This window comes from Streptomyces sp. GL_140 (assembly GCF_057834465.1).
Genome location: NZ_CM174404.1, coordinates 5,360,076 through 5,381,868 on the forward strand (window position 1 = coordinate 5,360,076; position 21,793 = coordinate 5,381,868).

Annotated in this window: 21 protein-coding genes; 10 read left to right on the forward strand and 11 right to left on the reverse strand. The window is 69.9% G+C overall.

All coding sequences use genetic code 11. The features are described from left to right. Position 1 precedes the first annotated feature (1 nt). Positions 2-601, reverse strand: coding sequence for a TetR/AcrR family transcriptional regulator (locus AC3IYJ_RS25005; protein ID WP_489396987.1), 600 nt, complete (start codon positions 599-601; stop codon positions 2-4). A gap of 117 nt (positions 602-718) precedes the next feature. Here AC3IYJ_RS25005 and AC3IYJ_RS25010 point away from each other — a divergent pair, with 117 nt between their 5' ends. From AC3IYJ_RS25010 to AC3IYJ_RS25020, 3 genes are all read left to right on the forward strand, one after another. Then, positions 719-1,159, forward strand: a complete 441-nt coding sequence (locus tag AC3IYJ_RS25010; protein WP_489396988.1) for a nuclear transport factor 2 family protein — start codon at positions 719-721, stop codon at positions 1,157-1,159. A gap of 71 nt (positions 1,160-1,230) precedes the next feature. After that, positions 1,231-1,659 (forward strand): DnaJ family domain-containing protein, encoded by a 429-nt coding sequence (locus AC3IYJ_RS25015; RefSeq protein WP_489402917.1) that lies wholly within the window; start codon positions 1,231-1,233, stop codon positions 1,657-1,659. Between the two features lie 294 nt (positions 1,660-1,953). Then, positions 1,954-2,688 (forward strand): hypothetical protein, encoded by a 735-nt coding sequence (locus AC3IYJ_RS25020; RefSeq protein ID WP_489396989.1) that lies wholly within the window; start codon positions 1,954-1,956, stop codon positions 2,686-2,688. Positions 2,689-3,012: 324 nt separating this feature from the next. Here AC3IYJ_RS25020 and AC3IYJ_RS25025 read toward each other — a convergent pair whose 3' ends face one another. The 3 genes from AC3IYJ_RS25025 to AC3IYJ_RS25035 all read right to left on the reverse strand — a co-directional run bounded on the left by AC3IYJ_RS25025 (position 3,013) and on the right by AC3IYJ_RS25035 (position 5,788). Then, complete coding sequence (locus AC3IYJ_RS25025) at positions 3,013-3,753, reverse strand: SDR family NAD(P)-dependent oxidoreductase (protein ID WP_489396990.1); 741 nt, start codon at positions 3,751-3,753, stop codon at positions 3,013-3,015. Between the two features lie 295 nt (positions 3,754-4,048). Then, positions 4,049-5,068, reverse strand: coding sequence for an SGNH/GDSL hydrolase family protein (locus tag AC3IYJ_RS25030; protein ID WP_489396991.1), 1,020 nt, complete (start codon positions 5,066-5,068; stop codon positions 4,049-4,051). A gap of 135 nt (positions 5,069-5,203) precedes the next feature. Next, the gene (locus AC3IYJ_RS25035) at positions 5,204-5,788 is read right to left on the reverse strand and encodes a TetR/AcrR family transcriptional regulator (protein ID WP_489396992.1); all 585 of its coding nucleotides are present in this window, start codon (positions 5,786-5,788) and stop codon (positions 5,204-5,206) included. A gap of 122 nt (positions 5,789-5,910) precedes the next feature. Between AC3IYJ_RS25035 and AC3IYJ_RS25040 the strand changes: the two genes are divergently transcribed. Beyond that, on the forward strand, positions 5,911-7,500 hold the full coding sequence (locus tag AC3IYJ_RS25040; protein WP_489396993.1) for an MDR family MFS transporter: 1,590 nt from the start codon (positions 5,911-5,913) through the stop codon (positions 7,498-7,500). A 157-nt stretch (positions 7,501-7,657) separates the two neighbouring features. Here AC3IYJ_RS25040 and AC3IYJ_RS25045 read toward each other — a convergent pair whose 3' ends face one another. Continuing rightward, the gene (locus tag AC3IYJ_RS25045) at positions 7,658-8,845 is read right to left on the reverse strand and encodes a L,D-transpeptidase (protein ID WP_489396994.1); all 1,188 of its coding nucleotides are present in this window, start codon (positions 8,843-8,845) and stop codon (positions 7,658-7,660) included. Between the two features lie 270 nt (positions 8,846-9,115). Between AC3IYJ_RS25045 and AC3IYJ_RS25050 the strand changes: the two genes are divergently transcribed. After that, positions 9,116-9,940, forward strand: a complete 825-nt coding sequence (locus AC3IYJ_RS25050) for a polysaccharide deacetylase family protein (protein WP_489396995.1) — start codon at positions 9,116-9,118, stop codon at positions 9,938-9,940. Positions 9,941-10,084: 144 nt separating this feature from the next. Beyond that, positions 10,085-10,714, forward strand: a complete 630-nt coding sequence (locus AC3IYJ_RS25055) for a hypothetical protein (RefSeq protein ID WP_489396996.1) — start codon at positions 10,085-10,087, stop codon at positions 10,712-10,714. A gap of 233 nt (positions 10,715-10,947) precedes the next feature. Here the strand turns inward: AC3IYJ_RS25055 and AC3IYJ_RS25060 are convergent, their stop codons facing one another. The 4 genes from AC3IYJ_RS25060 to mgrA all read right to left on the reverse strand — a co-directional run bounded on the left by AC3IYJ_RS25060 (position 10,948) and on the right by mgrA (position 15,083). After that, positions 10,948-12,234, reverse strand: coding sequence for an extracellular solute-binding protein (locus AC3IYJ_RS25060; RefSeq protein WP_489396997.1), 1,287 nt, complete (start codon positions 12,232-12,234; stop codon positions 10,948-10,950). Positions 12,235-12,590: 356 nt separating this feature from the next. Beyond that, the gene (locus AC3IYJ_RS25065) at positions 12,591-13,208 is read right to left on the reverse strand and encodes an SMI1/KNR4 family protein (protein ID WP_489396998.1); all 618 of its coding nucleotides are present in this window, start codon (positions 13,206-13,208) and stop codon (positions 12,591-12,593) included. Between the two features lie 59 nt (positions 13,209-13,267). Next, a complete protein-coding gene (locus AC3IYJ_RS25070) occupies positions 13,268-13,702 on the reverse strand; it encodes a DUF192 domain-containing protein (RefSeq protein ID WP_489396999.1) in 435 nt (144 codons plus the stop codon). Between the two features lie 343 nt (positions 13,703-14,045). Further along, on the reverse strand, positions 14,046-15,083 hold the full coding sequence (gene mgrA, locus AC3IYJ_RS25075; protein WP_489397000.1) for an L-glyceraldehyde 3-phosphate reductase: 1,038 nt from the start codon (positions 15,081-15,083) through the stop codon (positions 14,046-14,048). 128 nt (positions 15,084-15,211) lie between these two features. Here mgrA and AC3IYJ_RS25080 point away from each other — a divergent pair, with 128 nt between their 5' ends. The 4 genes from AC3IYJ_RS25080 to AC3IYJ_RS25095 all read left to right on the forward strand — a co-directional run bounded on the left by AC3IYJ_RS25080 (position 15,212) and on the right by AC3IYJ_RS25095 (position 20,433). After that, entirely contained in the window at positions 15,212-15,985 is a 774-nt protein-coding gene (locus AC3IYJ_RS25080) for an isoprenyl transferase (RefSeq protein WP_489397001.1), read from the forward strand. Between the two features lie 417 nt (positions 15,986-16,402). Further along, positions 16,403-17,719 (forward strand): RNA 5'-3' helicase PhoH2, encoded by a 1,317-nt coding sequence (gene phoH2, locus AC3IYJ_RS25085; protein WP_489397002.1) that lies wholly within the window; start codon positions 16,403-16,405, stop codon positions 17,717-17,719. A 414-nt stretch (positions 17,720-18,133) separates the two neighbouring features. Next, positions 18,134-18,832 carry an aggregation-promoting factor C-terminal-like domain-containing protein gene (locus tag AC3IYJ_RS25090; protein ID WP_489397003.1) on the forward strand — a complete coding sequence of 233 codons (699 nt, stop codon included), beginning with the start codon at positions 18,134-18,136 and terminating at the stop codon, positions 18,830-18,832. Between the two features lie 137 nt (positions 18,833-18,969). Beyond that, positions 18,970-20,433 (forward strand): AI-2E family transporter, encoded by a 1,464-nt coding sequence (locus AC3IYJ_RS25095; RefSeq protein ID WP_489397004.1) that lies wholly within the window; start codon positions 18,970-18,972, stop codon positions 20,431-20,433. A gap of 17 nt (positions 20,434-20,450) precedes the next feature. Here AC3IYJ_RS25095 and AC3IYJ_RS25100 read toward each other — a convergent pair whose 3' ends face one another. Both AC3IYJ_RS25100 and AC3IYJ_RS25105 read right to left on the reverse strand, forming a co-directional pair. After that, positions 20,451-21,110 carry a Uma2 family endonuclease gene (locus tag AC3IYJ_RS25100; protein ID WP_489397005.1) on the reverse strand — a complete coding sequence of 220 codons (660 nt, stop codon included), beginning with the start codon at positions 21,108-21,110 and terminating at the stop codon, positions 20,451-20,453. A gap of 145 nt (positions 21,111-21,255) precedes the next feature. Then, positions 21,256-21,792 (reverse strand): alkyl hydroperoxide reductase, encoded by a 537-nt coding sequence (locus AC3IYJ_RS25105; protein WP_489397006.1) that lies wholly within the window; start codon positions 21,790-21,792, stop codon positions 21,256-21,258. Between the last annotated feature and the right edge of the window lies 1 nt (position 21,793).

Sequence of the window (21,793 nt, forward strand, 5' to 3'; positions counted from 1 at the left end):
GTCACTCGGCAGCCGCGTGAATCTCCTGCCCGGCCGTGTCGCGCGCCTCGCGGGCCAGTACGTACGCCGCTTCGCGGGCCCGCAGCGCCGCCCCCGGACCCGGATCCAGGGCCGCCACCACCGTCGCCCCCTCGACCAGCAGCAGCAACTGCTCCGCCAGGCCCTCCCGACCAGGACCGGCGATCTCGGCCAGCAGCGCCCGTAGCTCCGCCTTGTGACGCCGTACGAGGTCCAGCACTCCGGCGGGGCCCGCGCCCAGCTCCCCGTACGCGTTCAGGAAGGCGCAGCCGCGGAAGTCCGGCTCCGAGAACCACTGGGCGAGCCAGTCGAAGAGGGCCCCGACCGGGTCGGCGCTCCCCGCGACGGCGCCGCGCAGGCTCGCCGTCCAGCGGCGGTCGCGGCGCTCCAGGTAGGCGGCGACCAGGGACTCCTTGGCCGGGTAGAGGCGGTAGAGCCGCTTGAGCGGGACGCCGGACTCCGCGCGGATGCGGTCCATGCCGACGGCCTGGATGCCGTCGGCGTAGAACAGGGCCTCCGCGGCGTCCAGGAGACGCGTGCGGGCCTCTTCGTCGGTCATCGGGGCGGCGGCGGGAATGGGCATGGGAGCAGCGTAGACCAGAACCGCTTGCGGGGAGAACGGTCGTTCTCTAGGGTTGGGGGCGGAGTAGGGAACGATCGTTCTCACCGCTTCTGCCGTTCAGTCGAGAGGTGTCCCGTCGTGACTGTCACTGGTTCCGCTGGTTCTGCTGGCTCCGTACGACCGCCCCTGCCGCCCTTCACCGAGGAGTCCGCCCGCGCCAAGGTGCAGGCCGCCGAGGACGCCTGGAACAGCCGCGACCCCGAACGCGTCGCACTCGCCTATACCGAGGACTCCGTCTGGCGCAATCGCGACCGCTTCCTCGCCGGCCGCGCCGAGATCCGCGCCTTCCTCGCCGACAAGTGGGAGCGCGAGCTGGAGTACCGGCTGCGCAAGGAGCTGTGGGCGTACACCGGCAACCGGATCTCCGTGCGCTTCGAGTACGAGTGGCACGACACGGCCGGCCAGTGGTGGCGCAGTCACGGCAATGAGCAGTGGGAGTTCGACGCGGCCGGCCTGATGCGCCGCCGGGAGGCCAGCATCAACGACGTCCCGATCGAGGAGGCGGAGCGTCGGCTGTAGAGGTGGATACCGTCGGTAACTGGCCTGTCGGGCGACGGCGATATGCTGGCAGGGACTCCCGAGGAGGCATGGTGACCGACCGCAAACCGCCTGGCGTCAGCTTCGAGTCGTGGGTGGACCGGCAGATCAGGGAAGCCGCCGAGCGCGGCGAGTTCGAGGAACTGCCCGGCTTCGGCAAGCCGCTGGCCTCGCTCGACGCCCCGTACGACGAGTTGTGGTGGATCAAGGGGAAGATGCACCGCGAGGGCTTCGCGGTCCTCCCGCCGGCGCTCGCGCTCCGCAAGGAGGCCGAGGACGCGCGGGAGGCGGTCCGCGCGGCCCGCACCGAGCGGCAGGCGCGGGACATCCTGACGGAGGTCAACGCCAAGATCGGCGCGGCCCTGCGCAGGCCGCCGCCCGGACCGCCGCTGAACCTCAGTGAGTTCGACGTCGAAGCCGAGGTGGCGCAGTGGCGTGCGGAGCGGGAAGGACGGGAAGGGCGCGAGGCCGGCGACGCCTGAGTCGGCTCCCGCAAGCCCTGCACCGGAAGGTCCGGCACTATCCGGACTCAGTCGGTCCGGTTTGGAAAAATCTTGCATATCCGCAGGTAAAGACATGTGCCGGCCCCTTGTTCCGCCCCTGGCGACCCGATGTGATGCGCGGGTCCCCCAGCTGACCCGGACCGGGCCGCGCCCTGCCCTGCCCTGTTCCACCCACCCGTTCTCCCGGTTCGCGCCGATCCGGTGTCAGCCACACCCTGGTGTTCCGGATGATCCGGTGCGCCAGGCATTCGAACACAGAGGTCGAACCACATCGTGCGTCTGATATCCCCCTCCGCCAGACTGCTCGCCGTCGCGGCGCTCCCGCTCGTGCTGGTCGCGTGTTCCCCCGACGGCACGAAGGCCGCCGCGCCCGACGCGAGTTCGTCGGCCGCCGCGAAGCCGTCCGCCGCAGCCGCCGACGACGGTCCCAACAAGGGCCTGCTGACGGGTACGCAGCTCAAGGCCGCGCTCGCGCCCGCCACGTTCTTCGCCGAGGGCTACACCGCCGACCCGGCCACCGCGCGCGACACCGGCGACACCTACCAGCTGCCCGAGGCCGCCTCCGTCCCCACCCCGGACTGCACCAAGCTCGGCGGGACTTCGTGGATCGAGATCACCGGGATCTCCGGAGTCTCCTTCGCGCAGGACTCGTACGTGAACAAGGACTCCTCCTCCGAGCAGGCTCAGGAGATCGACGTCTACCGCGGCACGACCTCCGCCACGGTGCTCGGCGCGCTCGGCATGATCTCCAAGGCCTGCCCGAGCTACACCGACGCGGACACCCACGCCAAGGTGACGGTCACCGAGAAGCCCCTGGAGGGCGTGGGCGACGGCGCCTTCACCATCACCCTGACCAGCCCCGCCTGGAAGGGCGGCACCACGCTGGTGGCCGCGCGGGTCGGCACCTCGGTGGTGACCGTGCTCGCCAGCAGCGGCACCGACAAGGGCACGGCGGCCGCGACCAAGCTGACGAACCAGCTGGTGACCTCCCTCAAGGGCAAGGCCTGACGACAGCCCGTTCCCGAAGGGGGTGAGGCGCCCGCAGCCGCGAGCGCCTCACCCCCCGGCCGTTCCGGTGCTCAGGCCTCGGCCGGCGGAGCCCGGAACGCCGGCCGCGGTGGTACAGGGGCCCTGTTGAACGTCCAGGCCACCGCCACCGCCGTCTCCCGGTGCGGCGGCCGAGGCCAGTGTCATCCGCGTGCCCGAATCCGAATCCGGCCCGGAATCGGGACCGAACAGTCTCTCCCACTCAGGGCTGAGCCCCATGTAAGCGTCCCCCATCGCTAGAGCCGTTCAAGTCCGCCATCGCATGCGTGTACGACTCGGGTCCCATCAGCGGGTGGTCCAGCCGCCGTCGAGGATCAGGTTGGCGCCGGTCATGTTCGAGGACATGTCCGAGGCCAGGAACAGGGCCGCCGAGGCGACCTCGTCCGGTCGGCCGAGCCGGCCGAGGAGGGTGCGGGCCTCGAAGTCCCGGCGCATGGCCTCCGGGTCCGGGCTGGAGCGGAAGACGTCCTCCAGCAGCTGGGTGGAAATCGGCCCCGGGCACAAGGCGTTGATCCGGATGCCCGCCTTCGCGTGGTCGATGGCGGTCGCCTTCGTCAGCTGGATCACCCCGCCCTTGGAGGCGCAGTACGCCGCCACGCCCGCGTCACCGACCACGCCGAGCTCGGAGGCCAGATTGACGATGACCCCGCCGCCCCGGGCGGTCATGGCCGGAACGGCGTGCTTGGAGCAGAGGAACACCCCGCGCATGTTCACCGACATCAGCCGGTCCCACTCCTCGACGGTGGTGTCGAGGATGGTCTTGGCGAATTCGATCCCGGCGTTGTTGACCAGGATGTCCACCCCGCCGTGTGCCGCGACGGTGTGGGCGATCAGGGCCCGAACCTCGGTCTCGTCGCTCACGTCCGCGCGGACGTAGGACGCGCCGACCTCCGCGGCCTCCTCCGTCGCGTCCTGGAGGTCCGCCATCACGACGGTCGCCCCCTCCCGGGCGAACCGCTCCGCGATGGCGAGTCCGAGCCCGCGCTTGGCCCCGGTGACGATGGCGGTCTTTCCGGTGAGCAACATGCATGTCTCCTGTGGAACTTCGGCTGTGCGCGCCCGCGTGGCCTGCGCGGCCCGTGAGGCCCGGGTGGGGCGATGGGGCGAATGGGGTGGATCGGGGAGCGGGTGGGTGGACCCCGACCAATCCTCCCGGCCGCCCGTGCCCCGGTGGACGCCCCAAGGTCCCGGAGAAGCCGACCGTTGGTCCCGGACGGTGACCTGCCTGCCTGCCCAGCCTGACCGCCCGGCCAGGCCCGCCCCGTCCCGCCCTGTCCGGCCTTTCCGCCCCGCCCCGGCCGACAGCCCGGTCGCCTCCCGCTCAGCTTCTCGTCGCCCCCGCCCCCGCCCCCGCCCCCATGCCTGCCAGCGCCTCGGTGACGCGGTCCGCCTGGTGGGTGGCGCCGCGGAGGTTCGGGTGCAGGACGGTGCACGCCTCGCCCCGGGCCGGGATGGCCCGGCAGAGCTCGGAGGGCGGATCGCTCTGGTCGCCCGGCCCCGTCAGGCTGTCCTTGATCCCGTACATCCAGCGCTGCTCACCCGTCGCGCACACCCCGTGGCCGGTGCTGGAGGAGTACGTGTCCACGTACACCGCGCCGCTCCGCCGGGCCTGCTCCTTCAGGAGCGCGTTGACCCGGCGCTCCATGGTGTCGAGCCAGGGCATGTCCCCCTTGGCGACCGTGCCGAGCTGGTGCCAGGAGCCCCAGCCGCAGCCCGCGGCCTGGTCCACGACGGCCGGGTATCCGACGACCGCGACCCCGGCGCGCGGGGCGCGCGTGCGGATCTCCTTCAGCAGGACCGCGAAGTCGGCCTCCAGCCCGGCGAACCGGGAATCGAGCCTGGAGGCGGCCTCGCCCCGCCTGTAGTGGTCGGTGCACGGGGTGCCCGTCCCGAAGGAGGCCAACCCCCGCTTCACGCAGGTCTCGACGATGTCGGCGAACCCCACGGAATTGCCGCCGGCGCCGACCGTGACGAGATCGGTGTTCGCGGAAACGGCCCCGATCTGCGCCGGTTTGGCGGCCCAGCCACCCTTGGGGGCCACGGAGGGCGGCCCCGCGAGCTCGGACTGCGGCCCCAGCAGCCCGGCCCGTACCTCCGCGGCCGAGCAGGTGACATCGGTGAGCTTCAACTTCAGCCGCCGTGCGGCCTGGTGCGGATAGTCCTGCTCGGAGCGGCCGCAGCCGTCGGCGTTCCACGGGCGTACGAAGGAGCCGGCGCTGTACGAGTCCCCGAGGGCCACGTAGGAGAGCGGGGCGGCCGAGGCCGGGGCCCGCGGCGCGAGGGCGGTGGCGAAGAGGGCCGCCGCAGCGGTGGTTGCGAGGGTGAGGGCGAGACGTGTCATGGCGGTGCCTTCGGCTCGGGCGCCGCGACCCGTCCGCAACGCACATCACCAAAAGTAGCCGACTTGACTACGGAGAGTAATAATCCCAGGTCCCGGTTCCCTCCATCGAGTGAACGGGAACCCGGGCCGCACCGCCTACGGGTGCTGGTGGGCCTGGGTGATCAGGTCCGTCGCGACCTCCAGGGCCGCCTGGCGGGTCTCCTCCGGGTCGCCCTCGACGTGCTGGAGGAACATCATTCCGGCGTGCAGGGTGAACAGGGCGCTCACGCACCGGACCTGGTCGGCCAGCGGGGCATCCTCCTGGCCCGTGCGCAACAGCTCCACCAGGGCGAAGAGCCGCTTCTTCACGGTCTCGCCGATGCTCAGCTCCCGCAGCGAGGCCTGGTTCTCCTGCATGAAGCGGTACAGCGAGGCGCCGCCGGCCATCGCCTCGCTGTAGCGGCGCAGTACCTCGCGCTTCGTTTCCAGCGTGCGCGGCTGCTCCTCCGCCCACTGGATCAGCTCGTCGATGGGCCGGGTCAGGTCCTCGAACAGGCTGATGATGATGTCTTCCTTGGTCTTGAAGTGGTAGTACAGCGCCGCCTTCGTGACCTCCAGCCGTTCCGCGATCTCGCGCAGCGAAGTCTTCTCGTACCCCTGTTCGGCGAAGAGCTCCAGTGCGACGTCCTGGATGCGCTGGCGCGTGTTGCCACGGCGCGGCTGCGGACTGCTGCTGGACATGACTCTCCCCAATTACTTACTTGACGCCCGGCTAGTTACGGGTCTACCTTCCCCAGTGTAGTCAACTAGCCGGGCGGCAAGTAAGTGCCAAGACCGGTGCGGGTGTGCCAGGGGAGTGGAGCATGGTGGAGAAGACAAAGGAAGCGGTCGCCTCGGAGGAGGTGAAGCCGCGCAGCGTAAGGGTCGTCCTGATGGCCCTCATGATCGCGATGCTGCTGGCCATGCTCGACAACATGATCATCGGTACCGCCATGCCCACGATCGTCGGCGAGCTCGGCGGTCTGGAGCACCTCTCCTGGGTGGTCACGGCCTACACGCTGGCCACGGCCGCCTCCACCCCCATCTGGGGCAAGATCGGCGACATGTACGGGCGGAAGGGCTCCTTCCTCACCTCGATCGTGATCTTCCTGATCGGCTCGGCGCTCAGCGGCATGGCCCAGGACATGGGCCAGCTCATCGGCTTCCGCGCGATCCAGGGCCTCGGCGCCGGCGGTCTGATGGTCGGCGTCATGGCGATCATCGGCGACCTGATCCCGCCCCGTGAGCGCGGCAAGTACCAGGGCATGATGGCCGGCGTGATGGCCCTCGCCATGATCGGCGGACCGCTGGTCGGCGGCACCATCACCGACCACATGGGCTGGCGCTGGTCCTTCTACATCAACCTGCCGCTCGGCATCGTGGCGCTCGCCATGGTGACCGCGGTGCTGCACCTCCCCAAGAAGAAGACGCAAGGCAAGATCGACTACCTCGGCGCGGCGCTGCTGACCCTCGCGATCACCTCCACGGTCCTGGTCACCACCTGGGGCGGCACCGAGTACGCGTGGGGCTCCACCGAGATCATCGGCCTGATCGTCGTCGGCATCGTCTCCATCGCAGCCTTCCTCTACGTCGAGACCAAGGCCGCCGAGCCGGTCATGCCGCTGCACATCTTCCGCAGCCGCAACTTCACCCTCATGTCCGTGATCGGCTTCCTGGTCGGCTTCGCGATGTTCGGCGGCGTGCTCTACCTGCCGCTCTTCCAGCAGTCGGTCCAGGGCGCCTCGGCCACCAACTCCGGCCTGCTGCTCCTGCCGATGCTGCTCTCGATGATGGTCATCTCGCTCGTCGCGGGCCGGATCACCACCAGCAGCGGCAAGTACAAGGCCTTCCCGATCCTGGGCGGCGCGCTCATGGTCGTCGGGCTCTTCCTGCTCGCCACCATGGACACCGGCACCAGCCGCCTGATGTCCGGCGTGTACATGGCCGTCCTCGGCGCCGGTCTCGGCTTCCTGATGCAGATCACGATGCTGGTCGCGCAGAACAGCGTCGACATGAAGGACATGGGCGTCGCGTCCTCCTCGGCGACCCTCTTCCGTACCCTCGGCGGCTCCTTCGGCGTGGCCCTCATGGGCTCCCTGTTCACCAGCCAGGTCACCAGCACCATGACCGACCGCCTCGGCCCCGAGGCCGCCGTCAAGGCCGGCTCGGCCCAGCTGGACGCGGCGAGCCTGGCCAAGCTCCCCGAGGTCGTCCGCGACGCCTACCAGCACGCGGTGGCCGCCGGTACCCACTCGGCGTTCCTCCTCGGTGCGGGTATCGCGGTACTGGGCTTCGTGGCCGCCTGGTTCGTCAAGGAGGTCCCCCTGCGGGGTGGCCCCGCCGGTGGTGGGGGTGCCGGTGGTGGCGCGGCGAAGGATGCGTCTGCCGCGCAGGCGGCTTCGCTCGCCCACTGACACGGCGCGGGTTCGGCGCCCGCGGCCCGCATCCGGACGATGGGCCCGGCCCGGTGGATTTCCACCGGGCCGGGCCCTCTTCGCGTGTGGGTCCGCTGCGCGGAGCCTTCCCCCACCCCGCCCCTTCCCGAAACCGGGCTCTGCCCGGACCCGCGCCTCAAACGCCGGCGGGGCTGGAAGGTGCGCTCATGGCCGACTTCTTCCGCCACTCCTCCCACGACAGGTTCCACTCGCCGAAGCCGTTCCCGGCGGCCACCGTTTCCTTGCCGCCCGTCACGTCGAAGACGTCGCCGACCTGCACCTGGTCGTAGAACCACGTGGCGTCCGCCGTCTTCATGCCGATGCAGCCGTGGCTCCTGTTCGCCGAGCCGATGTAACTCTCCGCCCACTCCGCCTGGTGCGCGTAGGTGCCCGAGACCGTCAGCCTCATCGACTTCTGCACCTGCTGGTCGTAGCCGGTCAGGCCCACCGAGTCGGCCCTCATCCGGATGGTCCCCTCCTTGCCCATGAGCGGCATCCTCCCGCTCCAGGTCGGGGTGCTCGCCGGATCGCCCGCCGTGATCGGGATCGACTTCACCGCCTGGCCGTCACGTTCCAGCGTCAGCCGGTGGTTCGCGATGTCGACCTTGGCCACCTGGCTCCGGCCGATCGTGACGGAGGCCGAGTACGACTTCGCCAGGTAGCGGCCGTCGCCGGTGTCCACCCCCGACAGCGGGGCCTCCAACGTCACCTGCGTACCGGGCTTCCAGTACTCCTTCGGCCGCCAGTCCACCCGGTCCTTGCCCGTCAGCGTCTCCTTCAGCCAGCCCCACGAGCCCTCGGTCGGGTTGCTCGTGGTCACCTTCAGCCGCCGCTCGACCGCGGCCTTGTTCTTCACCGGATGGTCGAAGGTGAGGGAGAGCGGCTGGCCCACGCCCACGGTCCGGCCCGCGGGAAGCACGGTCACCGTCTCCGTCTGCTCCTTCGACGGCTTCAGCGTCCGGAAGGAGGACTCGGCGTGGGTCTCCTTCCCGTCCTGCGAGGTGGCCGTGGCCTTCACCGTGTACTCGGTGTCCACCGCCAGACCCGCCTCCGGTATGAACGCGCCGTCCTCCAGTGCACCCTCCGCCGGCTTCCCGTCAGGTTCGGTCACGGTCACCGCCGTCAGCGTCCCGTGCTCCACCCGGGCCGTGACCGGCCGGTCCGGCTCGACGTCCTTCGCTCCGTCAGCCGGTACGAGGCTCAGCTCGGCCGCGGGCTTCGCGGCCTGCGCGGCGCCCCCACCGTCTCCGCACGCCGTCGCCGACAGCGCGAGCAGTGTGAGCACGGCGAGCATCGCGACCGCGGGGGTGTCTGCCTTGCGCATGGGGTCGAACCTCCAAATGGAACAGGGGTCTTCGGTAGGGGATGCCCGATAGGAGGACGCCCCGCCGCCCCCGGTTTCAGCCCGGACGGAAATCGGGACGATCAAGGACCAAAGTCCTACAACATGGAATTTATGGGCCATTCGGCTGGAACCCCGCCCAGCCCACCGACGTCCTGTCAGTGCGAGGAGGTACTCCCGGCCGTGTCCGGAGTACCTCCTTGCGGCGGATGTCTGATGTCGGATGGGGAGTTGAGACAGCTCATGGGGTTCATGGCGCGCACACACATGAAGGACGTACGGGCCCGGGTCGCCGTTGGGGCGGCCGCCGTGGCGGTGGCCGCCACGATCTGGGGAGTGACGACGGTCGTCGACCCAGGCCACGACACCCGCCACCAGAACGTCTCAGGGCAGTCGGACGACGCCGTGAAGGGCGACGCCGCCGACCCGGCGGCGCCCGGGAACCCGGCGGGGAAGGTGCCCGACGGCATAGCCCACGCGTCGGAGAGCGGCGGCGACGCGGTCAACATCACCATCGACGACGGGCCCGATCCCACGTGGACCCCGAAGGTGCTCGCCGTACTGAAGAAGTACGACGTGAAGGCGACCTTCTGCATGATCGGCCCGCAGGCCAAGGAGCACCCGGACCTGGTCAAGAAGGTGGTCGCGGACGGCCACCGGCTCTGCGACCACACCATGGACCACAACACGGCGATGGACCACAAGCCCTTCGCGTACCAGAAGCAGCAGATCCTCGACGCGAAGAAGCTGATCGAGGAGGCCGCGGGCGGCGGGGCCAAGGTGCAGTACTACCGGGCCCCCGGCGGCGCGTTCACTCCCGAGAGCCGTGCCCTGGCCGCAGCCAACGGCATGCGGCCGCTCGGCTGGAACATAGACAGCAAGGACTTCAGCAAGCCGGGCACCGTCGCGATCGTCAACACCGTCAAGTCCGAGATGCGCAACGGCCCGACGGTCCTCTTCCACGACGGCGGAGGCAACCGCGCGCAGACCGTCGAAGCCCTCAACCAGGTGCTGGACTGGCTGAAGGAGGAGGGCCGACCCACCGGCTTCCCGGTGGTCACCGGCCCCAGCACCTAGGCCGTCCCTTTCGGATCCCGCCGGGGTCCGCGTCTTCTCCGGATACGCCGACGTGCAGTTGATCGGGTGATATTCCGGATCCCGTACGGGTGAAAGCGCGCCCGGCGTCGTTCCGGCCCGCCGCGGGGCCCCGTTGGTCCGGGCATGAAGCGCACTCGTACCGCCGCTCTGGCCCTCGCGACCGTAGCGGCGGCCCTCGTCCCGGTCCTCTGCCAGGGCGCCGCCACCGCCGCAGACGGCACGGCGTACCTCCAGGACCCGAGCGGAGGGGAGAAGGCGATGAAGTCGATGTGGACCAAGGACGACATGCACAAGGTGGAAGCGCAGTTCCGCTTCCGGCCCGGCATCCAGTACAAGACGGTCACCCGCCGAGGCCCCAAGGGCGCCGAGGAGTACCCGCGCCAGGTCCCCGACCCGACGACCCTCGCCTGGGAGCCGGGGTACGAGTTCGCGTGGTCGGTGGCGGATTCTCAGGGCGTGAAGAAGGTGCTGACGACCAAGGACGGCAAGCACCCGATCGTGGTGCACGCGGTCCTGCGCGACGCGAAGCGGGTCAAGGCCGCAGAGGTGGACCAGGAGCTCACGAACCGGCCCGCCACGGGCCGCACGAAGATCCCCGGCGGCAAGCGCATCGCCTGTGACACCGGCAAGTACACGGTGGAGTGGTCGCTCACCCGCACCGGCTACGGCACCCTCAAGGGCTCCCTGGTCTGGGACTCCAGCTGCGAGCAGTACCGCACGGCCTTCACCCCGCAGAACCAGGGCGCCAGCTAGCACCGGGTACCCGGGGGAGGTGGGCCGGTCGCCCCGCGCACCTTGTGGGTGCGCGGCGGGCGACGTGGCCGTGGCCTTGGATCAAGGGCCGTACAGCCATGATGCCGCGCGGGACGGTCTGCGGCAGGGGGCGAAGGTCCTCTGTCGGCGAGGACGTCCGGGACGTTCGGGACGTCCAGGGCCTCCAGGGCCTCCAGGGCCTCCAGGGCGCGTCCGGCAGGCGGGCGGCTGGGTCAGTGCTTCTTGGTCTCCTCGCCCGCCTTCGCGGCGATCTCCTCCAGCACGGCCTTCGGGTCGCCGTCCGGGTCCACCGCGCGCCCGATGTTGCGCTTGATGGTGTCGCTGATGGTCACCCAGGACGGGTCGTTGACCGGGTAGAGCTGGGCGACGCGCAGGGCCGCCAGGAACTGCTGGTCGTTGTTGTCCATGCCGCCGCCGGCCGGGGTGCGGGCGGCGGTGACGGTGGACGGCAGCAGGTGGTAGCGGCCGGCGAAGTCCGACAGGTTCTTGTCCTGGTAGACGAAGTCCAGGAACTTGCCGATCTCGGTGCGGTGCCCGCGCTGCTTGAAGGCCATCATCCAGTCGGCCACGCCCACGGTCGGCGGGGTCTCCCCGGGGCTCAGGTTGTTCGAGATGGGCATCGAGACGGTGCCGACCTGGATGCCCTTGGCGCGCGCCTCGTGGGCGAGCGAGGGGTAGCCGTTGAGCATGCCGACCTCGCCGCGGGTGAAGGCGGCGAAGGCGTCGGCCCGGTTGAGCTGGGACGGCGGGGTGGGGCCGAGCAGGCCGGGGGCGACCAGGTTGTCCTTGATCCACTTGAAGGTCAGGATGTTCTGGTCGGAGGCCAGGCTGTAGTTGCCGCTGTTGTCGGCGTACCCGCCGCCGTTGCTGAGCTCCCAGATCATCGCCTCGGCGTGCGCCTCTTCCGGGCCCAGGGGCATGGCGTACGGGTACTTCACGCCCTTGTCCTTGAGCGCCTTGGCGGCGGCCTTGAGTTCGTTCCAGGTCTTGGGGGCGCTGACGCCCGCCTGCTTGAACAGGCCCTCGTTGTAGAAGAGCAGACGGCTGCTCGCCACGAAGGGCAGGCCGTAGAGCGTGTTGCGGACGGAGCCGGCGTCGGCGAGCGGACCGAGGAAGTTGGCCTCGGCGGTGACCGAGAGGAGTTCGTCCGCGGAATAGAGCTTGCCCTGAGCCGCGAAGTCCGAGTAACCGCCCATGAGGGCCATGTCCGGCGCGTTGCCGGCCTTGACCATACGGGAGACCTCGCGGTCGATGTCGGCCCACGGGATCAGCTGCACCTGCACCTTGATGCCCGGGTTGGCGGCGGTGAATTCGGTCGTCACCTTGTCCCAGAACGCCTTGGAGCTGTTGGCCGGGTTGTCGCCGTATTCGGCGGCGACGAGGCGGAGGGTACCGCTGTCACCTGCGCCGCTGTCGCCGGAGCTGCCACATCCGGCCAGCGGTATCAGCAGGCCCAGGACGACGGCGGTGGCGGTCGTGCCGAAGATTCTTCGTCGCACGGGTGTATTCCCCTGATTTTCTTTTGAGTCCCGTTATTACTTATGAGTTGCTCCGGGCTGCGGTGTCCCTCAGTGGCCCGTTGGCCGGAATTCTCTCCTGAGGAAGGGCGGTTGGTTCCATTGGGTCGGCACTTGTGGTCAATGCTCCAAGTGCGGCATTTCCGAATGGTGTTTTCCGATATGTGATCAACAATTCGGACGCGCGTAGACATGCCGAAACGCCCGTTTCCAGCCATGGTGGGGCCGCGGAACGGATTTCGGGGGTCGAGGGCCCGAGTCGGGCGTCGAGGCCGGGCGTCGGGGGCCCGGGCCGGGCGTCAGGGCCGGGAAGTCGCGGCCGGAAGTCCGGGGGAGCGTCAGTCGGTGAAGTCGCCGGCGTACGGGTCGGGCTCGCCCGTCTCGGGGTTGCGGCCCTCCTGCCAGCGGCGCTGGGCCTTCTGCCAGTGCACGAAGCTGAGGTGGCCGCCGTCCCAGAAGGTGATGCTGACCGGACTCACATCGAACTCGTCGGAGCACAGCCGGTACAGGAATTCGGCCATGCCGTACGGGTACACCGCGAAGGAGTCGGCGGTGTGCCGCCCGACCACCAGGACGGGCCACCGGTCCGGGTCCGGGTCGGTCGTGAGCCAGCACAGGATGTCGGAGCCGCCCGTGACGCCCCAGGCGAGGATCGACTCGGGGTCCACGTCGAAGGCGGCCCGGCCGCCCTCCGCCTCCCAGACCTGGCGGGCGTTGGAGGTCTCCTCGGTCATCTGCGCCGGGTCCCACTGGAGCCCCGGTTTGGGCAGCGGCAGCAGGACGCTCGCCTCGCCGTTGATCGAGCCCGCGCCGAAGCGGCCCATGAAAGCCACGAAATCGGAGGGGAAGCGGCCGCCCCAGACGGCCTCGGCCGCCTGCCAGTCGATGTCCTCGTCGGCTCCGTGCGTCGCCGGCATGATCTGCTCCAGCGCCTTGATGTGCGCGTTCTCGGTCATGCCGCTCCCCTGCCACCCCAGCTCAACCGCCCCAACCTACCGCCGGCGGCGGACGACGCCTAGCGCGAGTTGAGACGGAGCCGCAGCCGGGACCCCACGCGCAGCCCCCAGCCGGCCATGGCGCCCGCCTCGGCCTCCAGGACGTGCCGGGAGCGCAGCCGCGGCAGGCCGAGCCTGCCGGGGGACATGGTGGTCAGCGCGACGACCCTCAGATCGCGGTCCAGGTGGGCCACGTCGATGGCGAAGCGCATCCGGAACGTGTGGACGCTCGCGGCCGGGGTGAGCAGCATGGCTCCGTCGATCCCGTCCCGCCCGAGCAGCCCGCGGGTCCGGGCCGCGTACGAGGCCGCGATCTCCACGGGCACTTCCACCGGCGGCTCCACGGGCACCCGTGGGGGTGTCCCGCCGGGTCCGGGCGCCACCGCCCGCCCGTCCTGCGCCGGCTCGACGACCAGCGTGCCCCCACCGTCCCGCCACTGTCCCCTGATCCCCATGGCGGTCAGGGTAGGGGCAGGGCGGGCGTCAAGGCGGTGCACCGGGGAGGGTCCCCCTTGGGGGCTACGCCGCCCGGGGGCCCGTCCGCGGCGCGCCCGGGCCCGCCGCGGGCTTCCGCAGGGGCCCGGACCAGGCCCGGGGCCTGGCCGCACGGGCCTTCCGGGGGCGTTTTCGGCTCACCGGAGCGCGGCCGGGCGGCTCCGGAGCGTAATCATCTTGCGGCAATGCACGCAGCAGGCTTTACGAAGGGTTATGGTGGAACCCCCCCCTCGGGCCGGTCCGTATCCCCCCCACGGACCGGCCCGTTTTTTGTCCTCATCGGACCGGGGGCAAAGCCGCAGGTCAGCCCCGCTGGGCCCAGATGTTGGCGCCGGGGGTGGAGACCGCGAAGGAGTCGATCTCCTTCAACTCCGCTTCCGTGAGCGCCGCTCCGGACAGTGCGGCCACATTTTCCTCGAGCTGCTTCACGCTCGACGCGCCGATCAGGGCCGACGTCATCCGCTCGTCCCGCAGCACCCAGTTCAGGGCCAGCTGGGCCAGCGACTGCCCGCGCCGCACCGCGATGTCGTTCAGCCCGTTCAGCCGGCGGACGACCTCGTCCGACAGCAGGTCCGGGTTGAGGGACTTGCCCTGGGTGGCCCGCGAGCCCTCCGGGATGCCCTTGAGGTACTTGCCGGTCAGCAGGCCCTGGGCGAGCGGCACGAAGGAGATGCAGCCCATGCCGGCCGCCTCCAGGGTGTCGAGCAGGCCGTCCTCCTCCGTCCAGCGGTTGATCATGGAGTAGGAGGGCTGGTGGATGAGGGGGCGGACGCCCATCTCGCGCAGGATCCGCGCCGCCTCGGCCGTCTGCTCCGCGGTGTACGAGGACACGCCCACGTAGAGCGCCTTGCCCTGCTGGACCGCGGACGCCAGGGCGCCCATGGTCTCCTCCAGCGGGGTCTCGGGGTCGAAGCGGTGGGAGTAGAAGATGTCGACGTAGTCGACGCCCATCCGCTTCAGCGAGGCGTCCAGCGAGCCGAGCAGGTACTTGCGGCTGCCCCACTCGCCGTACGGACCCTCGTGCATCAGGTAGCCGGCCTTGGTGGAGAGCACCAGCTCCTCGCGGTGGGACGCGAAGTCCTGCGCGAAGATCTTGCCGAAGTTGAGCTCGGCCGAGCCGGGGGGCGGGCCGTAGTTGTTGGCCAGGTCGAAGTGGGTGACGCCGAGGTCGAAGGCCCGGCGCAGGATCGCCCGCTGGGACTCCAGGGACTTGTCGTCACCGAAGTTGTGCCAGAGGCCGAGGGAGATCGCGGGGAGCTTGAGGCCACTGCGGCCGGTGCGCCGGTACTCCATGGAGTCGTAGCGCGAGGGCTCTGCCCGATAGGGATTGTTTTCAGTCACGTTGTCCTCCCTATCACGGACTTGTGACAGGACCGAGTTGGGTACCGGATCCCGCCGCGCAGTAATGTGGCGGACCTGGGGGGACCGCATTCCGCATCGGGGGAATCGCTCGGAGGGGCTGGAAGATCGTGAAGCTGCGCGACCTGGTACGCCGTCCTGTGTACAGGCTCTACGCACGCCGGGTGGAAGGCCGCATCGACCATGACGAGACGCCCAAGCACATCGGCGTGATCCTGGACGGGAACCGCCGCTGGGCGAAGGCGTCCGGAGGCACGACGGAACAGGGCCACCAGGCCGGGGCCGACAAGATTTCCGAGATGCTGGGCTGGTGCACCGAGACCGACGTCGAGGTCGTCACCCTGTGGATGCTCTCCACGGACAACCTGGACCGGCCCGAGGTCGAGCTCCGCCCGCTGCTCAACATCATCGAGAACACCGTACGGGGCCTCGCCGCCGACGGCCGCTGGCGCGTCCACCACGTGGGCAACCTCGACATCCTCCCCGCCGGGACCCAGACCGTCCTGAAGGAAGCCGAAGAGGCCACGCACGGCGTCGACGGGATACTGGTCAACGTCGCCGTCGGCTACGGCGGCCGTCAGGAGATCGCCGACGCGGTCCGCTCCCTCCTGCTGGAGCACGCGTCGAAGGGCACCTCCTTCGAGGAGCTCGCCGAGATCCTCGACATCGACCACATCGCCGAGCACCTCTACACGCGCGGCCAGCCCGACCCGGACCTCGTGATCCGCACCAGCGGCGAACAGCGACTGTCCGGATTCATGCTGTGGCAGAGCGCGCACTCCGAGTACTACTTCTGCGAAGTCTTCTGGCCGGCCTTCCGCAAGGTCGACTTCCTGCGCGCGCTGCGCGACTACGCCGCCCGGCACCGGCGCTACGGCAGCTGAACCACCCGGCAGGAGCCCCCGTACGGCACCTGACCTGTGGATATCTGATACCCCGTCGGCACCTCACGGCGCGCCCGGACCCTTCCGCGGCGCGCCGTCCCCGTGCTCCCGCGCGCCCCGCGGGGTCCCCGGGGACCCTCCGAGCAGGGCCTTCACCAGGGATTCACCGAGCGTCCGTCATATGCCTTGGTATGGCTGGACCTATTCGGGGAATATCCCTTGCAGGTCGACGCCCGATCCACGGGTGTCGAATCTCAGCGGACGGCATGGGGTCGTCCGCCCGGGAGGCCCTTTGCACCAGGACGCACGTGCGGTTCGCACGGACGGAGTGGAGGGCCGGAAGTCGGCCCGCGCATGGGTGCCGATGACCGGTCCGGTCTTCATGGCCCGACCTCTTCCGAGGGGGTACGTCCTTCCGTGGTGACCAGCACTAAGAGCCGCCTGCCCGACAGGCGGACCTACGTCCTCGACACCAGCGTTCTGCTGGCAGACCCCAACGCGATCACGCGGTTCGAAGAGCACGAAGTCGTGCTCCCGATCGTGGTGATCACCGAGCTGGAGGCAAAGAGGCACCATCCCGAGCTCGGCTACTTCGCCCGCCAGGCCCTGCGCCTGCTCGACGAGTTCCGGGTTCTTCACGGTCGCCTCGACGCACCCATCCCGCTGGGCGATCTGGGCGGCACCCTGCGTGTCGAGCTCAACCACTCAGACCAGAGCGTCCTGCCGGCCGGCTTCCGATTGGGGGACAACGACTCGCGCATCCTCGCGGTCGCCCGCAATCTCCAGGCCGAGGGATACGACGTCACGGTTGTCTCGAAGGATCTCCCACTGCGCATCAAGGCCTCCTCGGTGGGGTTGATGGCGGAGGAGTACCGCGCCGAGCTCGCGATCACTGACGCCGGCTGGACCGGCATGAGCGAGCTCGCCCTCTCCGGTGAACAAGTGGACCTCCTCTACACCGAGGAGCGGCTCTACGTGCCGGAGGCCGCGGAACTGCCCGTGCACACCGGACTGGTCCTGCAGTCCGAGCGCGGCAAGGCGCTCGGCCGGGTCACGGCCGACGGCAACGTGAAGCTCGTACGGGGCGACCGCGAGGCCTTCGGGCTGCACGGCCGCAGCGCCGAGCAGCGCATCGCGCTCGACCTCCTCCTCGATCCCGAGATCGGGATCATCTCGATGGGCGGCCGGGCCGGCACCGGAAAGTCGGCGCTGGCGCTGTGCGCGGGCCTGGAAGCCGTACTGGAGCGCAGGCAGCACCAGAAGGTGATGGTCTTCCGGCCGCTGTACGCGGTGGGCGGCCAGGACCTCGGCTACCTGCCCGGGGACGCGTCCGAGAAGATGAGCCCCTGGGCGCAGGCGGTCTTCGACACCCTCTCGGCGGTCGCCGGGCGCGAGGTCATCGAGGAGGTGCTGGGCCGCGGGATGCTCGAAGTCCTGCCGCTGACGCACATCCGGGGCCGTTCGCTGCACGACGCCTTCGTGATCGTGGACGAGGCCCAGTCGCTGGAGCGCAATGTCCTGCTGACCGTTCTGTCCCGGATCGGGGCCAATTCGCGGGTGGTTCTCACCCACGACGTGGCCCAGCGGGACAACCTGAGGGTCGGCCGGTACGACGGAGTCGTCGCCGTGGTCGAGAAACTGAAGGGTCATCCGCTCTTCGCGCACATCACGCTGACGCGTTCCGAGCGCTCCCCGATCGCCGCGCTGGTCACCGAGATGCTGGAGACCCTCTAACCGGAAAAGGGGTAAAAACCCCATAGCGGGAAGGTGAGTTGGCGCCGCCCGGCAAAGGCCCAGGAGCCTAGCCGGGCGGCGCCTTCGTGCACAGGGCTTTGATGAAAACAACGGCGACATGCCAAGTGTGACCTTTCCCACGCAACGGAGAATTGCCCTGCGGCGTCGAGGTCCGGCAGAGTCTGTTTTCCGTCAGGCCCCGCATACGGCACACCTGTATCTCCCGTGAGGTACGCGCAGTACAACTAACTCCACAGTCGTTCGCCGTATGCCGCCCGGAGCATCACGCGGCACTCCCGCAAGGGAGTTGCCCACGGGCCCGCGTCTCCAGTGACCGCACCACCACGGAGGCCAGTGTCGAGGGGCACTCGTGCGCCCGCTCGGTCACTGCGGACGCTGCTGGAAGGACACCGTGTGAGCCGGATCTCGGTTCGGGGATTCGCTGTGGCTTCGGCCACGGCGGTAACCACCGTCGGCGCAGTCGTGGGCGTTGCCACTGGCGACCCCGCCTCGAACAATCTTGAGACGACCGCGTCCGGGACGACTCTCCTCACTGACATCCCGGTCGGCGACCAGGCTCAGGTCCAGAACGCGTCCCTGACGCAGCAGGCCGACGCCATCGCCCACGCCGCCGACACCGACGCCAAGCGCTCGGCGGAGGAGGCAGCCCGCGTCCAGGCCGCTCAGGACGCCAAGTCCAAGAAGGCCGACGCCCAGAAGGCCGCCGACGACAAGGCGAAGAAGGAGCGCGAGGAGAAGGAGCAGGCCGCCAGCCGGTCCGCCGCCCGCGACTCGTCCGACTTCGCGGTCCAGGGCTCCTACACGGTCGCCGAGGTCAAGGCCATCGCCCAGCAGATGGTTCCGGCGGGGCAGTTCCAGTGCTTCTCCAACATCATCAACCAGGAATCCACCTGGAACTACAAGGCCGTGAACTCGTCTTCGGGCGCCTACGGTCTCGTCCAGGCGCTTCCCGGCTCGAAGATGGCCTCGGCCGGCGCCGACTGGCGCACCAACCCCGCCACCCAGATCAAGTGGGGTCTGAACTACATGAACGGGCGCTACGGCAGCCCGTGCGGCGCCTGGAGCTTCCACCAGTCCAACGGCTGGTACTAGGCACCGGCGCAAGAGAGCGCCCGCGCGCCTCAACCCCGAGGAGCCCCGCACCGTCCTACGGTGCGGGGCTCCTCGCGTGTACGGTCTTGCGAGGTGTGTCCGGGCAAATCGGGTCGGGGCGGGGGGAAGGGAACGACATGGCGAAGACGGCGGGCTGGCTCGGCCGACTCGGGAACAAGCTGAGCCGCATGGAGGCGAGGCTCGACGAGCGGCGGGCCGAGGTCGAGGCCGAGACCTCCGGGGACCTGCCGGTGCACCCCGCGCACCCTCCGCACCCGACGCACCCCCCGGCCCCGGCGTACCCGCCGCCTCCCGCGGTCCCGCCGGTCCCCGGCCCGGCCGGGTCCGCTTCCGCGCCGGGATCCCCGGCGGGATCCGCGCCGGGAACCGTGCTCGCCCACGCCGCGGCTCCGGCGGGCGGCTACCAGCCCCCCGGCCGCCCCGACCCGGTGACCGTCATTCCGTGGGGCATGCGCGTGGCCGCCGAGGCGAGCTGGCGGCTGCTGCTCCTGGCCGGGATGCTGTGGGTCCTGATGAAGGTGATCAGCGAAGTCCGCCTGGTCGTCCTCGCCTTCGCCGCGGCCCTCCTGGTCACCGCCCTGCTCCAGCCCTTCGTGGTGCGGCTGCGCCGCCTCGGCATGCCGCGGGGGCTGGCCACCGCCGTCACCGCGATCCTGGGCTTCGTGGTCATCGGGCTGGTCGGCTGGTTCGTGGTCTGGCAGGTCATGGACAACCTCGACCAGCTCTCCGACCGGGTCCGCGACGGCATCAACGAGCTCAAACTCTGGGCACTGGACAGTCCGTTCCACGTGACCGAGAAGCAGATCAACGACATCGCGAAGAACCTCAGCGAGACCATCGGCACCAACACCGAGCAGATCACCTCCGCCGGACTCCAGGGCGTGACGGTCCTCGTCGAGGTGCTGACGGGCATGCTGCTCGCGATGTTCTCCACGCTCTTCCTGCTCTACGACGGCAAGCGCATCTGGAACTGGACGCTGGGCCTGCTCCCGTCGAGCGCCCGCCCCGGCGTGGCCGGCGCCGGACCGCGCGCCTGGCGAACCCTGACCGCGTACGTCCGCGGCACGGTCCTCGTCGCGCTCATCGACGCCATCTTCATCGGCCTCGGGCTGTATTTCCTCGACGTGACGATGGCGGTCCCGCTCGCCGTCTTCATCTTCCTGTTCGCCTTCATCCCGCTCGTCGGCGCGGTGGTCTCCGGAGCCCTCGCGGTGGTCGTGGCCCTGGTGACCCAGGGGCCGTTCACCGGACTGATGGTGCTCCTGGTGGTCCTGGCCGTGCAGCAGATCGAGGGCCACGTCCTCCAGCCCTTCATCCTGGGCAGGGCGGTACGGGTGCACCCGCTGGCGGTGGTGCTGTCGGTGGCGGCAGGCGGCATGATCGCGGGCATCGGGGGAGCGGTCGTCGCCGTTCCGCTGGTCGCCGTCACCAACACCGTCGTCGTCTACCTGCGGGCCTACTCCCGCGACCAGCTCCACCACGGCCTCTCCCCGGTCGGCCCGGCCCCGCACGGGGCGACGGCCCTGGGACTGGCCCTGACCGAGGCGGCGCAGACGGACAAGGGCGCGGGCGGAGCCTGAGTCCGCCGGCGGCAGCGTCAGTCCGTGGCGTCGGGCGCGGTATCAGGCGTGGCGTCGGGCTCGGCGACCTTGCAGCCGCCGGCCTTCAGCAGTGCGGTGGCGTCCAGAGTGATCTCGGCACCGATGGAGTCGGGCAGGGTGAGCTGCTGTCCGGGGGCGTAGAGCCGGTGGGTGCCGTACTCCTCGCCGACAGGATCGGTGAGGAGGTGGACGCGCACGTTCTTGCGGTCGACGATGACGTAGACGGGGATCGCGGCTTCAGCGTAGGCATGGACCTTGTTCCGGAGGTCGCTGTTGAAATTGCTGCTGGTGACTTCCAGGACCAGGCGGAAGCATGCGGGGTCGTAGCAGTTGTTGCTGATGTGGTGCTCTTCGATGTCCGCGTCGACCAGGACGAAGTCCGGGATGGCGTAGTCCTCCGGACCGCCGGGGAGCCAGACGCCGACGCCCTGGGCGATCAGAGTCTCACCGCCGTGCAACCCGGCTGCGAAGAAGGGGATCATGAGATCGCTTAGCGCGCGTGCGTGACGGAAGTCGGGCGGTGGGGCCACGGTGACGACTCCTCCGATGATCTCGACGCGGTAGCCGGGGAGCTGCTCCATGAGCCGGTTGGCCGTTTCGAGCAGGGGCTCCGGCGGTTCGTCGGCGTAGGGGTGCTCGACTGCTGCGGCAGACATGGCGCCTCCTGGTTGCTGGGGTCGAGGCCATCATCGTAGGACGGGACCGCTCCGCTGTCCCGTAAGCGGCATATGCCAAACGAACGTGCGACAGGACCCCCGCGGCCTTGAACGGTTGCGGGGGTCCTGATATGCGTACGCGGTGTCACTCGCCCGTGAGGGCGGCCTCCGCGTCGAGGGTGACGGCGACGGCCTGGATCACCGAGGCGATCTTGAAGGCCTCCTGGACCGTCTCGCGGTCGACACCGGCCTTGCGCAGGACCTGCTCGTGCGAGTCCAGGCACTGGCCGCAGCCGTTGATCGCGGAGACCGCGAGCGACCACAGCTCGAAGTCGACCTTCTCCACGCCCGGGTTGCCGATGACGTTCATCCGCAGGCCGGCGCGCAGGTTCCCGTACTCCGGGTCGGAGAGCAGGTGGCGGGTGCGGTAGAAGGTGTTGTTCATCGCCATGATCGCGGCGGCGGACTTGGCGGCGGTGTACGCCTCCGGCGACAGGGCCGCCTTCGCCTCCGGCTCCAGCTCACGCAGGACGCGCGGGGAGCGGGCGGCGATCGCGCAGGCGAGTACCGTCCCCCACAGCTGCTGCTGCGGGAGGTCGCTGTTGCCGATGACCGAGCCCAGGTTGAGCTTCAGGTCCTTGGCGAAGTCCGGTATGGCGGACTTGAGGGAGTCGAGGGACACC

Excerpts from the sequence above, each read along its gene's own strand:
- AC3IYJ_RS25025 (WP_489396990.1), bottom strand. The coding sequence starts at position 3,753 with ATGTTGCTCACCGGAAAGACCGCCATCGTCACCGGGGCCAAGCGCGGG.
- AC3IYJ_RS25035 (WP_489396992.1), bottom strand. The coding sequence starts at position 5,788 with ATGTCCAGCAGCAGTCCGCAGCCGCGCCGTGGCAACACGCGCCAGCGC.
- AC3IYJ_RS25095 (WP_489397004.1), top strand. The coding sequence starts at position 18,970 with ATGGCGAAGACGGCGGGCTGGCTCGGCCGACTCGGGAACAAGCTGAGC.
- AC3IYJ_RS25005 (WP_489396987.1), bottom strand. The coding sequence starts at position 601 with ATGCCCATTCCCGCCGCCGCCCCGATGACCGACGAAGAGGCCCGCACG.
- AC3IYJ_RS25055 (WP_489396996.1), top strand. The coding sequence starts at position 10,085 with ATGAAGCGCACTCGTACCGCCGCTCTGGCCCTCGCGACCGTAGCGGCG.
- AC3IYJ_RS25030 (WP_489396991.1), bottom strand. The coding sequence starts at position 5,068 with ATGACACGTCTCGCCCTCACCCTCGCAACCACCGCTGCGGCGGCCCTC.
- AC3IYJ_RS25100 (WP_489397005.1), bottom strand. The coding sequence starts at position 21,110 with ATGTCTGCCGCAGCAGTCGAGCACCCCTACGCCGACGAACCGCCGGAG.
- AC3IYJ_RS25070 (WP_489396999.1), bottom strand. The coding sequence starts at position 13,702 with ATGGGGATCAGGGGACAGTGGCGGGACGGTGGGGGCACGCTGGTCGTC.
- AC3IYJ_RS25040 (WP_489396993.1), top strand. The coding sequence starts at position 5,911 with ATGGTGGAGAAGACAAAGGAAGCGGTCGCCTCGGAGGAGGTGAAGCCG.
- AC3IYJ_RS25045 (WP_489396994.1), bottom strand. The coding sequence starts at position 8,845 with ATGCGCAAGGCAGACACCCCCGCGGTCGCGATGCTCGCCGTGCTCACA.
- AC3IYJ_RS25065 (WP_489396998.1), bottom strand. The coding sequence starts at position 13,208 with ATGACCGAGAACGCGCACATCAAGGCGCTGGAGCAGATCATGCCGGCG.
- AC3IYJ_RS25050 (WP_489396995.1), top strand. The coding sequence starts at position 9,116 with ATGGCGCGCACACACATGAAGGACGTACGGGCCCGGGTCGCCGTTGGG.